The following is a 12,320-nucleotide window of genomic DNA, read 5'->3' on the forward strand; positions in this document are numbered from 1 at the left end:
CGCCGCCGCCCTCGTTTGGGCGGCGGCGCTCGCATTCCCACAGCTTGTACACAGCCAGCCTAGCCCTCCAGCTCCTTCAGCACGCCCAGCGCCGCCAGGATGTCGGGCACCACATAGTCGGCCAGCGGGTGGTCGGGGGCGCTCGGCTCATCGCTCAGCAGAATAGTCGTCATCCCCAGCTGGTGCGCGGGCACTAAATTCTGCGGCGTGTCCTCCACAAACGCCAGCTCGCTGGGCGGCACACCCAGAGCCGCCACCACCCGCTCGTACGCCGAGAGGCTGGGCTTGGCGTCGAAGCCGTGGTAGCGCAGGTCGAAGATCTGCGCAAAGTGCCGCTCGATACCCAGCGCCTTCAGCACCCGCTGGGCGTGCTCGATCGGCGAGTTGGTGAAGATCGACTTCGGCGTGACGATGCCGCCCAGCCGCGTGTCTAGCTCGGCATCCAGCGCTAGAAAAGCACTGATCTCCATATCATGGATGTAGTGCAGATAGTCCTCAACATCCACCATATCGCCATAGTTCAGCTGCAGACCGCGCAGCGTCGTGCCATAGGTGCTAAAGTAGCTCTCGCGGACCTTCTGCGCCTCTTCCTCATCCAGATGCAGGAAATTTCGCACATACTCAGCGATTCGCACATCAAACATCGGCATGATGCCAGAAGTGCTCGGATAGAGCGTATTATCAAGATCGAATAGAATATGTGAGATTGTCATAGACTTATTGCCTTACCCTCTATAGCAACAGTGCAGCTTTTGCACCGTGGTATCAGCGTACAAAATTTCCTCGGGCAAAGCAATAGGCCAGCGCCGTATCTCACCGCAAAAATGCACAAAAAAGGCGCAGGCATCAAACTGATGCCTGCGCCTAGCCCCTAGCTCGCTACTTGGGCAAAAAGTCATTGGTATAGGCTTTATCAAGTGCCACATCGGTCTTCAGAATCCCGCTGTCGCGCAGGAAGGTGGCGGTCGCCTGCCAGCTGGTGCTCTCGGTGTAGCCCAGGCCGTGGGCCACGGTCGCATCGCTCTGCCAGTAGCCGATCGTGGCATCCAGCACGCGCTGCTGCAGCTTTTGGCCCGCCGCATCCGCGCCCTTCAGCTCGGGGATAAAATCCAGGCTGGCGGCAAACGCCCCGCTGGGGTCGCTGATCGCATCCTGCATACCGTGCAGCGTGGCCTTCAGGAAGCCACGCACCAGCTCCGGCTGCTCGCTGATCAGCTTCTCGCTGGTGATGATCCCATCCGAGGCCAGCGGGAAGTAGTCGGACACCTTGATCACATTCAGATCGAGCCCGGCCTGCTGCAGCTGGATCGGCTCGTTGTTGCCGTAGCCGCTGGCCACCTGCACCTTGTCCTCGCTTAGCGCGGCCACCTGGTTGAACCCAACCTCCTGGATGTTCAGGTCGCTCTCGGGGATCTTGGTGGCGTACAGCAGGGCCTGCAGACCCACATACGCCGCCCCAAAGCGCCCTGGAATACCCACCGACTTGCCCCTCAGATCCTCGGGCTTCACAATCTTCTGGTCGGCCTTGCTGTAGAACACCGTCGCAAAGCGCTGGCTGTTGGTCGCCACCGTCACGATCGGCAGGCCCTGCGCGCGGGCCAGCAGCACCATGTCGCCGCCCGCCATGCCAAACTGCGCCGTGCCCTGCGCCACCCGCTGGATCGAGTCGGTCTCATACTTATAGTCGAAGCTCACATCCAGCCCTTCGGCGGCATAGTAGCCCTTGGCCACCGCCACGTAGAAGTGGGCAAACTGCACATTCGGCACATAGGGCATCGCAATCGTCACCGGCGTCAGCGCGCCAGCCGTGGCCGCAGGCGCGCTAGGCAGCGCCGTCGCCGCACCTGTGGCGGTAGACCCGCATGCCGCCAGCACCGCCATCGCCACCATCAGAGGAAATACCCGCCATCGCATACAGCCTTGCTCCTCACACGTAATAGGATAAAAAACACCCGCCAGCGGCCAGCGCGGGCGTCGGCCCAGCGCAGCCAGCGGCAAACACAGCATCGGGAGGAAAGGAGGGGCGCTACGGCTCCCAGCGGATCAGCAGGCGCTCGGCCAGGGCCGCCGCCAGGTAGTAGAGCATGGTCAGCAGCGCCAACGTCAGCAGCGCGGCAAACATCAGCGGCGTGTCAAACAGGCCGCGCGCGATGTTGATCAGCGCGCCCAGGCCAGTGCTGCCGCCCACGAACTCGCCCACCACCGCGCCGGTGGTGGCCAGCGCCAGGCCTGCCTTCACCCCTGCGAAGATGCCCGGCAGCGCCAGCGGCAGCTCCACCGCGCGCAGCAGCTCCCAGCGGCTCGCACCATCCAGCTTGGCGGCCTCGATCACCTCGCGAGGCACGCTGCGCAGGGCCACGATCGTGCTGCTGAGAATGGGAAAGAAGGTGACGAGCGCCGCGATCAAGGTCTTCGAGCGGATATCCGCGCCGATCCAGAGGATGATCAGCGGCGCGATCGCCACGATCGGCACGGCCTGAGTGGCGGCGATCTGCGGTGCCAGGATGCGCTCCAGCCGGGGCGCGTGGGCCAGCACATAGCCCAGCACCAGGCTCACCGCCAGCGCCAGCCCAAAGCCGCCCAGCGACTCGCCCAGCGTCCACATGGTGTGGCCCAGCAGCGTGCCGCGCTGCATCTCCATCAGCCAGCGCTGCAGCACCGCCTCGGGCGTGGGCAGGATAAACGCGGGGTAATCCTGCCAGAGCACCAGCCCGCGCCACAGCCCCAGCACCACCAGCAGCGACAGCAGCGCCCACACCCCATAGGGCACATTGCGCGCGGCATCGCCCGCCCGCCCCAGCTTCTGCGCCGAACTCCGGCTATAGGTCAGCACCTGGCCACGCATCACATCCATGGTCGCCTCACCCCAATCAAAAAGCCCCAAGGTCAGAGACCTCGGGGCATCACAAACTGCATACCGCCACACAACGAAAGCGAAGCATACGCCAAGCGGCGCTGCCTCGCATCATCGCGTAAGCAACAGCTCGAAGACGGCATGCCTAGGCACGCCGTGCGATCTTCTTCCATCCGGACTATACCGTCGGCCCTGGATTCTCACCAAGTCCTGCCTCTCGGCTCGCGGGCTTATGTGGCACGCCACCATCACCGCCGATCAGGAATTTCACCTTGCCCCGAAGATCTGTGTTTTTATGTTCGCCTGAAGCATAGCATCGAAAAAAGCACTTGTCAAATAGTGAAAGTTGCACCCTTTGGTCAACATTCGTGGTATGATCACAACTTTACCGCGATACAATGCTTTTTGAGGAGAATCTCATATTTTTCACACCCCATTTAATTCAAGCGTAGGCTAGCATATCTCGGGCACTGATCACCCCAAAAAACATAGCCTACACACAAGCGGCAATGTTCTATCTGATTTGCTATCCCCAAAAAGCCGGAGCGCACCCGTTTATTCCCATGCAGCAAAAAGGCCCACAGGCCAGATACCATCTTATTAAGGCGAAAGGATAATCCCAACGGGAACACAACAGTAAGCGCATCACAAGGCGCTGGTTTGACAAGTTTTGGCTTCTCGGCTATACTTCTTGGCCATCGGGGCGTAGCGCAGTCTGGTAGCGCACAGCGTTTGGGACGCTGGGGTCGTGGGTTCGAATCCCTCCGCCCCGACCACTCTTCTCTACAATACAAGCTATCTTGGCGGGGATCCTCTCCTCGTGGGGTAGAACACGGCAAAGTGCATGTGCAACCTTTTCTTCTACTAGTACGTCTTACTAGTGAAGATCGCGTTGGACATGTCTTCGGCTTTGCTTTCTCAAAATCTCCGTTGACATTTCACAACCATCAGTGTATACTCAGCCAACAGTGTATGGCTAGCCCACACGCTGCTGATCACAACGCACCCTCTGACAACAGGAAACTGTTCAGCGTTTGACCTCGCGTGTCAAACACATTTGTCTCAGTAGCATGAGGGCGCGGTTCCTCCTAGGCGGGGAGCCGCGCTATGTCTTTATGGGGGGGAAAATGGCAATTGACGAGCGAAACCCATGGGATGTCGACGACCGCCCCGACGATCTTGACGATGTGGCCCTCGCGTCACTTCCAAACATAGACGATGTTGTTCTCGGCGAGATGGAAGACCTCTCGTCCGACTCTGCCGAGGCCGCGCCCCACGAGCCGAGCCTCGACTCGGTGCAGCACTACCTCACCGAGATCGGGCGGGTCTCGCTGCTGAACGCCGCCGAGGAGATCGAGCTGGCCGAGCGCATCGAGCGCGGCAAGGCCGCAGCCAAGCGCCTAGAGGAGGAGCAGAGCCTCAGCCTCCAGCTCCACATGGCGCTTCAGCGCGATATCCTAGACGGTGAAGACGCACGGCGGCACCTCATCCAGGCCAATCTGCGCCTGGTGGTGAGCATCGCCAAGAAGTACGTAGGGCGCGGGCTGTCGCTGCTCGACCTGATCCAGGAGGGCAACATCGGCCTGATGCGTGCGGTTGAGAAGTTCGACTACCACAAAGGCAACCGCTTCTCCACCTACGCCACCTGGTGGATCCGGCAGGCCGTCACCCGCGCGATCGCCGAGCAGGGGCGCACCATCCGCCTGCCCGTACACATGTCCGAGTCAGTCGGCCAGGTGAAGCGCACCTCCGAGCGGCTCTCGCAGGCGCTAGAGCGCCAGCCCACCGCCGAGGAGATCGCCACGGCGCTGGGGCAGACACCCGACCGCATCGAGCGCGTGCTTGAGGCGTCGCGCCGCCCAGTCTCGCTGGAGACCCCGGTGGGCGAGGATGGCGAGCACACCCTGGGCGATTTCATCCAGGATGATGAGCAGACCACGCCCGCCGAGTTCGCGTCGCGCCAGCTGCTGCGCCGCGACCTGGCCAGTGCGCTCGACCACCTGAGCGACCGCGAGCGCCGCATCATCGACCTGCGCTACGGGCTGCAGGATGGCCAGCGCCGCACGCTAGAGGAGGTGGGCCGCGTGCTGGGGATGACCCGCGAGCGCGCCCGCCAGATCGAGGCCGAGGCGCTGCGACGCCTGCGCATGCCCGAGATCGGCCAGCACCTACGCGACTACCTGGAGTAGCGCAGGCCCGCAACTGTGGGTTAAGAAGCCCCCGCTGGCATTGCCAGCGGGGGCTTCTCTACGCATCAGGAAGGGCTACACCAGCGTGGCTGCACCATCCCGCAGCACTGAATCCACCAGCGGCAGCTCGCGCTGATCGCCCTCGGCGTAGGTGCTGGCGGCGGCAGACACGAAGCCGTAGAACAGCGGGTGCGGGCGGTTGGGCCGCGAGAGGAACTCGGGGTGGAACTGGGTGGCCACATACCACGGGTGATCGGCCAGCTCGATGATCTCCACCAGCCGACCATCGGGCGACTGGCCGCTGATCACAAAACCTGCCGCCTCCATCCGCTCGCGGTAGGCGTTGTTGAACTCCAGGCGGTGGCGGTGGCGCTCCTGCACCTCGGGCTGGCCATAGGCGGCGGCGGCCTTCGAGCCAGGCTTCAGCACACAGGGGTAGCTGCCCAGGCGCATGGTGCCGCCCTTGTTCTCCAGATCCACCTGGTCGGCCATATAGTCGATCACGGGGTGGGCCGTCTCGGGCACGAACTCGGTGCTGTTGGCATCCGATGTGCCTAGCACGTGGCGGGCATAGGCGATGGTGGCGCACTGCATGCCCAGGCACAGCCCCAGGTAGGGAATGTTATTCACCCGCGCGTAGTCGGCGGCGGCGATCTTGCCCTCCACGCCGCGGTAGCCGAAGCCGCCCGGCACCACAATGCCGTGCACGCCGCGCAGCAGCTCCTCGCTGCCCTCGCGCTCCAGCTCCTCGGATGAGACCCAGCGGATGTCGACATCCACGCCCTGGGCCACCGCCGCGTGGCGCAGCGACTCGACCACGCTGATGTAGGCATCCTTCAGCTCGACATACTTGCCCACCAGGGCCACCGGCACGCTGCGGCGCGGGGCCTTGATCTGCTGGACGATCCGCTCCCACTCGGCCAGCTCGGGGTTTACCTGGGGCAGGCTCAGGTGCTTGGCCACATACGGCCCCAGGCCCCACTTCTCCAGCACCAGCGGCACCTCGTAGATCGTCTCCACCGTCTCCAGCGGGATGACCGCATCCACATCCACATCGGCGAACAGCGCGACCTTCTCGCGCACGTCGTCGCTGATCGGGTGGTCGGCGCGGCACACGATCACGTCGGCGGTGATGCCCACGCGGCGCAGCTCCATCACCGAGTGCTGGGTGGGCTTGGTCTTCACCTCGCCGGTCGCGCCGATGTGGGGCATCAGGGTCACGTGAATGTAGAGCACGTTATCGCGGCCCACATCCTTACGCATCTGACGGATGGACTCAAGGAAGGGCAGGCCCTCGATATCGCCCACCGTGCCGCCGATCTCGCAGATCACCACATCGGCCTTAGAGTGCTCAGCGGCATCGGCGATGCGCGACTTGATCTCGTTGGTGATATGCGGGATAACCTGGATGGTGCCACCCAGATAGTCGCCGCGCCGCTCCTTCTGGATGACCGACGAGTAGATCTTGCCGGTAGTCACATTGCTGGCCCGCGAGAGGTTCTCGTCGGTGAAGCGCTCGTAGTGGCCCAGATCCAGGTCGGTCTCCGCACCGTCGTCGGTCACAAACACCTCGCCGTGCTGGTAGGGCGACATGGTGCCGGGGTCGACGTTGAGGTAGGGGTCAAGTTTCTGGATCGAAACGCGCATGCCCCGCGCCTTCAGCAGCCGCCCAAGCGATGCGACCGTAATACCCTTGCCAACCGAAGATGCGACACCGCCTGTTACAAAAATGTACTTTGTCATAGCCTCTGCTGCTCCTCCTGATACGCGATAGCGCTCACGTTTTTGGCCCGTTGCCGTCATTATCTGACCATGAAAAAACGGGTCGTTCACCCCTTCGGCTGAACCGACCCGTATGTGTTGAGTGTTTGGCTGAAGCAGAACCTGATGCATTCCCGCATCTGTTTGCCGGTGACGGCCGCTCCTTCCAGTGCTCGTTGACAGCAGCTGTGCTCGATGTACTATACCGCCCGGCCCGCGCGCACGAAACGCGCAGATTTTGCACGCAAAAGGGAGGGGAAGGTGTTGCCACCCTCCCCCCCACGGGCTTCTATGATCGGTGCTGCTGTGTTAGCTCGAAAATGGTGCCGTTCGCAGGCGACACTTCGGCAACAGGACGCTTTAGACGCCAATGTTGTCGAACCATGTAATCCATACGACGAACCTCCGACGTGTATTATAGCACATCTTGGCCCAGGGTTCCGCAGCTATCTATGAGACTGATGGGCGCATGACGATGATCCTGGTCTGCTCGCCCTCGGCGGGCAGGTTGGTGGCGGTGATCGTGAGCTTGTCCTCCACCTGCGGCTCTTTGATGCCCATCTCCTGCAGGAAGGCATCGAGCGTACCGATCTGGGTAGTGGTGAAGCTCTGCTGCTGGCCCTCCTGAGCGTAGTGCATCGGAACCACGATGCGCGGCTCGATCTGGCCGATCACATTGGATGCCTCGGCGGGGCCGATGGTCTCGCCGCCACCCACGGGCAGGAACAGCACGTCGACTGCGCCGATCTCCTCAAGCTGGCGGGCCGACAGCTCGTGGCCGAGATCGCCCAGGTGGCAGAACACCACATCGTCGATGTGAACGACATAGGCGGTGTTGCGGCCGAGCTCCTCGCCCTTCTTCTTATCGTGGTAGGTCTGCACGCCTGAGATCATCACGCCGCCCACCTCATACTCGCCCGGGCCTTCGATGGTGAAGAGCTTCTCGCGCATGGGCTTGACGGCGGCGACGTTGGTGTGGTCGGGGTGGGCGTGGCTGATGGTCACGATATGCGCCGTCGGCTTGCCAATATCGAGGCCCACCGAGCGATCGTAGGGGTCGGTGAGCACAATGCCATCGCGCCCACGGATGCGGAACGAGGAATGGCCAAGAAACTGGATGTCAGGCATACAATACTCCAAAAAAACAGCAGATAGCGCAGGCGGCGCAGCGGGCTAGGACTCGTCCTCGCCAACGCGCTGCTCCTGTAGCTCGTGCCAGAGCGTGTCGAGCACGGGTCGAATTGTATCAAATCCAAAGCCCCGCCGCTGCAGAAAACCGCCCAGCTTGCGGGTGAAGGTCATCTTGTCGGGGGCGGATGCGTACTTCCGCAGCGCGGCGCGGGCCACAGCCATGGCCTGCTCGCCCTGGTCTCCCAGCAGCTCCTCGTCGCCCAGCACCACATCGGCGGTGTCGCGGGCGATGCCCTTGCGCCGCAGCTCGTCGCGCAGCGCGCCCTTGCCGCGCGGGTTCATCAGCATGCGGTTCTCGACCCAGCGGCGGGCGAAGGCGGCGTCATCCACCAGGCCCAGGCCAGTGAGGCGCTCGATCACGCGGTCGATCACCTCGGGGGCGTACTCCTTGCGCCGCAGCTTGTCGCGCAGCTCGGATGTGGAGCGCGGGCGTGCCTCCAGGGCGCGCAGGGCGGCCTGGAAGGCCTTGTCGGCACCCTCGGCGGCAGCGAGGCGCTCGTAGTCCTCGGCGGTCAGCTCTTTGCCGACAAACAGCGCCTCCTTGGACAGGGTGTCGAGGCTGACGCCCAGGCAGAAGGAGCCGTTGATGAAGATGTTCACCCGCTTGGGATCGTTGATCTGGGCGCGGAGCGCGGTTATTTTTCCTGCAGGCATGGCATTAAAAAAAGTGAGCTACCTAGCCGCCAGACGGGGTGTCGGCCAGATAGTTCACTTTCTTCTCACGAAAGATAGTCGCTACTCCTCGAACAGCGAGTCGTCCTCGCTCTCGCCGCCCTCGGCGGCGGGGGCCACGATCGACGCGCCCTCGGTGGTGGTGGCCTGGGCGCGGATGAGGCGCTCGATCTCCACCAGCAGGGCGGGGTTCTCGTTCAGGAAGTTCTTGGCGTTCTCGCGGCCCTGGCCCAAGCGATCCTCGCCAAGGTAGAACCACGCACCCGACTTGCGGATGATCTCCATCTCCACACCGATGTCGAGCACGTTACCCGCGCGCGAGATGCCCTCGTTGGCCATGATGTCGAACTCGGCCTGGCGGAAGGGTGGGGCGACCTTGTTCTTGATCACCTTGACGCGCGAGCGCGAGCCGATGGCCTCCTGGCCGCTCTTCAGCGTCTCGATGCGGCGGATATCGAGCCGGACCGAGGCGTAGAACTTGAGGGCCTGGCCGCCGGTGGTGGTCTCGGGCGAGCCGAACATCACGCCGATCTTCATACGCAGCTGGTTGAGGAAGATCACCACAGTCTTCGACTTGTTGATCGCGCCGGAGAGCTTGCGGAGCGCCTGCGACATCAGGCGGGCCTGGAGGCCGGGCAGCGAGTCGCCCATGTCGCCCTCGATCTCGGCGCGGGGCACGAGCGCGGCGACCGAGTCGATCACGACCACATCCACAGCGTTCGAGCGCACCAGCATCTCGCAGATCTCGAGCGCCTGCTCGCCGAAGTCGGGCTGCGAGACCAGCAGGTTGTCGACATCCACGCCGCAGCGGCGGGCGTAGAGCGGGTCGAAGGCGTGCTCGGCGTCGATGAAGGCGGCCACGCCGCCCATCTTCTGGGCCTCGGCAATGATATGTTGGGCGAGCGTGGTCTTACCGCTCGACTCAGGGCCGTAGATTTCGATGACACGACCGCGGGGCAGGCCGCCAACGCCAAGCGCGATATCGAGCGCGATCGCCCCAGTGGGGATGACCTCGATATTGAGCCGCGAGCTAGCCTCGCCCATCTTCATGATCGAACCTTTGCCATACTTGCGGTCGATCTGACTGACGGCTGCGGCAAGCGCTTTTTCTTTCTCTGGCGAAATGGCCATCGCGGGGAGCCCTCCGTTTGCAGTACTCACTCGTGCTTCTCCTTAGGTTACTCTACTACACCGCGCGAGGCTTGTCAACGCGGCAAACGCGCTTGGATATGTCGGCATTATAGCACGAGTGTTCGCTAAAGACAAGAACAAGTTTTCGGCTTTGCACGGCCTGTGTGTGCTGGAGATTCTTTACCACGAAGACGCGAAGGCTCGAAAATTCATTAACCACCAAGACACCAAGAAAAAGGATGAATATCACGAGGGCGCGAAGAGAACAAAGCCCGATTTGCCACCAAGGTAGCAAGGAGAACGCATAGACGCCGTTCGGCTTTCTTGAGCGTTCCAGCGGGGCATGCGAATATGCTATACTCCCTCGGACAAGGAGGGCGGCTATGCCTGTTGCCTATCGCGAGTTTGCTGCTGTGGATAACGCCGTGCGCCGCAGGGCCGACGCCAGCAGCTTCCGCGTGACGTATACCGAGACGATGATCGAGGTCTTCCGCCGCTTTGAGAGCGATGTGGAGGACATGCTGGCGACGTTTGGCATCGGCCCGCGCTCGGGGCAGCCGCCGCGCAGCGGGTCGCTGCCGTTCCTACGCTGCGTGCTGGCCGACGAGCAGGCGCGCGCCTTCACCGTCGAGCGCTACGCCGACGGCCAGTGGCAGCTGGTCGCCGATAATGTGGGGGCGCGCAGCCTTGTAGGCTATGTGGCCGAGCGCGCAGACATGCGCGATGATGACTAATACGTGACTTGAAAGGATGTGACCGGATGAGCGCTGGCAAGCTAGAGTATATCGAGATCGAGGCGGGCAGCGGGGCGCAGCCCAAGGCGGGCGACGTGGTATCGGTTCACTACACCGGCACGCTGCCCAACGGCACCGTGTTCGACAGCTCGTACAGCCGCAACGAGCCGATCGCCTTCGTGCTGGGGCGCGGCCAGGTGATCGCGGGCTGGGACCAGGGCATCGCCATGATGCGCGTGGGCGGCAAGGCCCAGCTGGTCATCCCGCCCGAGCTGGGCTACGGCGCGCGCGGCGCTGGCGGCGTCATCCCGCCCAACGCCACGCTGCACTTCGACGTGGAGCTGATGGGCGTGCAGGCAGGCCCGCCCGAGGCCCCGCAGAAGGTGGCCAGCTACGTGAGCGAGCGCGGCCTGCAGTACGCCGACCTAGAGGTGGGCACAGGCCCCGAGGCGCGCAAGGGCCAGCAGGCCACCGTGCACTACACCGGCTGGCTGACCAGCGGCCAGATGTTCGACAGCTCGCTGAACCGCGGGCAGCCGTTCACCTTCGGGCTGGGCGCTGGCCAGGTGATCAAGGGCTGGGATGAGGGCGTGGCGGGCATGAAGGTGGGCGGCAAGCGCCAGCTGCTGCTGCCGCCGGAGATGGGCTACGGCGCGCGCGGCGCTGGCGGCGTCATCCCGCCCAACGCCACCCTGGTGTTCGAGGTCGAGCTGCTCGACGTGAAGTAGCAGCTCCTCGCGCCGCCAGCGCACCGTGTGGCGCTGGCGGCCCTCTTTTCTTATGTCGACACTTCTGGCAATCGACCTGGGGCTGCGCACCGGCCTGGCGCTCTATGGCGAGGACGGGCGGCTGCGCTGGTACCGCTCGCACAACTTCGGGGCGGCATCGCGGCTGCGCAAGGGCGCGCCCACCATCGTGGGCGAGGTGCCCGACCTGGCGTGGCTGGTGATCGAGGGCGGCGGCCAGCTGGCCACGCCCTGGGAGCGCGAGGCGACGCGGCGTGGCCTGGGCCTGCGCCAGATCGGGGCCGAGACGTGGCGGCAGGTGCTGCTGTACGACCGCGAGCAGCGCAGCGGCGCGCAGGCCAAGCTGGCCGCCGACGACCTGGCCCGCCGCGTGATCGCGTGGTCGGGGGCCAGCCAGCCCACCGCGCTGCGCCACGACGCCGCCGAGGCCATCCTAGTGGGGCTGTGGGCTGTGCTCGACCTGGGCTGGCTGGCCCAGATGCCCGAGCCACTGCGTCGTGGGCGGTAGGGAGCAAAAAACATCGGAGTATCCCTAATAGAACGCACCGATGCGCACAATCAATCCAAATAATCACCGCTTAAATGTATCTATAGCGAACGAATATCTTTCAACCAACGACACAGGCACTATACATTATGGCACCATCTGGATCAAAAACCCCACAAACCCGCACTTGCATATTCCAACCATAAACCATAGGTGTCCTTACTTCTGTGACTTGTGGGGTGAAAGGCACATCATACCGGCGCCCATCCAACAACCGTTCTGTTGATGCCGATAAATAAAACCAAGTATACGGAGCTGTACGAACAGCACGTGCCCAATTGGTACGACAGGTATCTGACCACCAAAGTTGTATATAGCCTATATTCGTACCAATTTCATCATAAATATAGCTCATACTTACGACCCGATTGACTACCGTACAGAAACTATGTGCGGGTTTCGAGGCTGAAAAAGGTACGCGCCCGATCTGGTAAGATTCTTGCGGGAACCGTCTGCCAACGCCCCGAAAGGATCACCCCATGACGGACACGTACC

Annotated in this window: 11 protein-coding genes, 1 tRNA gene and 1 riboswitch; of the genes, 5 read left to right on the forward strand and 7 right to left on the reverse strand. The window is 63.0% G+C overall.

Annotated features, from left to right (window positions below):
- Positions 1-59: 59 nt before the first annotated feature.
- The 3 genes from F8S13_22015 to F8S13_22025 form a co-directional block, all read right to left on the reverse strand.
- Positions 60-713, reverse strand: coding sequence for a pyrimidine 5'-nucleotidase (locus tag F8S13_22015; protein KAB8140922.1), 654 nt, complete (start codon positions 711-713; stop codon positions 60-62).
- 166 nt (positions 714-879) lie between these two features.
- Positions 880-1,914: an ABC transporter substrate-binding protein gene (locus F8S13_22020; protein ID KAB8140923.1), complete on the reverse strand. Its 1,035-nt coding sequence runs from the start codon at positions 1,912-1,914 to the stop codon at positions 880-882.
- A gap of 112 nt (positions 1,915-2,026) precedes the next feature.
- Positions 2,027-2,845, reverse strand: coding sequence for an ABC transporter permease (locus tag F8S13_22025; protein KAB8140938.1), 819 nt, complete (start codon positions 2,843-2,845; stop codon positions 2,027-2,029).
- A gap of 166 nt (positions 2,846-3,011) precedes the next feature.
- Positions 3,012-3,143, reverse strand: a riboswitch (FMN riboswitch).
- A 410-nt stretch (positions 3,144-3,553) separates the two neighbouring features.
- On the opposite strand from F8S13_22025, the gene F8S13_22030 reads away from it, so the two are divergent.
- Positions 3,554-3,630, forward strand: a tRNA-Pro gene (locus F8S13_22030).
- A gap of 459 nt (positions 3,631-4,089) precedes the next feature.
- Positions 4,090-5,043 carry a sigma-70 family RNA polymerase sigma factor gene (locus F8S13_22035; protein KAB8140939.1) on the forward strand — a complete coding sequence of 318 codons (954 nt, stop codon included), beginning with the start codon at positions 4,090-4,092 and terminating at the stop codon, positions 5,041-5,043.
- Positions 5,044-5,118: 75 nt separating this feature from the next.
- Here the strand turns inward: F8S13_22035 and F8S13_22040 are convergent, their stop codons facing one another.
- The 4 genes from F8S13_22040 to recA form a co-directional block, all read right to left on the reverse strand.
- Complete coding sequence (locus tag F8S13_22040) at positions 5,119-6,786, reverse strand: CTP synthase (protein ID KAB8140924.1); 1,668 nt, start codon at positions 6,784-6,786, stop codon at positions 5,119-5,121.
- A 468-nt stretch (positions 6,787-7,254) separates the two neighbouring features.
- On the reverse strand, positions 7,255-7,932 hold the full coding sequence (locus F8S13_22045) for an MBL fold metallo-hydrolase (GenBank protein ID KAB8140925.1): 678 nt from the start codon (positions 7,930-7,932) through the stop codon (positions 7,255-7,257).
- A 45-nt stretch (positions 7,933-7,977) separates the two neighbouring features.
- On the reverse strand, positions 7,978-8,649 hold the full coding sequence (locus F8S13_22050) for a regulatory protein RecX (protein KAB8140926.1): 672 nt from the start codon (positions 8,647-8,649) through the stop codon (positions 7,978-7,980).
- A gap of 81 nt (positions 8,650-8,730) precedes the next feature.
- Entirely contained in the window at positions 8,731-9,798 is a 1,068-nt protein-coding gene (gene recA / locus F8S13_22055) for a recombinase RecA (GenBank protein KAB8140927.1), read from the reverse strand.
- A gap of 383 nt (positions 9,799-10,181) precedes the next feature.
- Here recA and F8S13_22060 point away from each other — a divergent pair, with 383 nt between their 5' ends.
- Genes F8S13_22060 through F8S13_22070 form a run of 3 tightly spaced genes read left to right on the forward strand, consistent with a single transcriptional unit; the run spans position 10,182 to position 11,786 of the window.
- Positions 10,182-10,532, forward strand: coding sequence for a hypothetical protein (locus F8S13_22060; GenBank protein ID KAB8140928.1), 351 nt, complete (start codon positions 10,182-10,184; stop codon positions 10,530-10,532).
- 26 nt (positions 10,533-10,558) lie between these two features.
- On the forward strand, positions 10,559-11,260 hold the full coding sequence (locus tag F8S13_22065) for an FKBP-type peptidyl-prolyl cis-trans isomerase (protein KAB8140929.1): 702 nt from the start codon (positions 10,559-10,561) through the stop codon (positions 11,258-11,260).
- A gap of 52 nt (positions 11,261-11,312) precedes the next feature.
- Entirely contained in the window at positions 11,313-11,786 is a 474-nt protein-coding gene (locus F8S13_22070; protein KAB8140930.1) for a hypothetical protein, read from the forward strand.
- Positions 11,787-12,320 lie beyond the last annotated feature (534 nt).

The sequence above is a fragment of the Chloroflexia bacterium SDU3-3 genome (assembly GCA_009268125.1).
Lineage (GTDB): Bacteria > Chloroflexota > Chloroflexia > Chloroflexales > Roseiflexaceae > SDU3-3.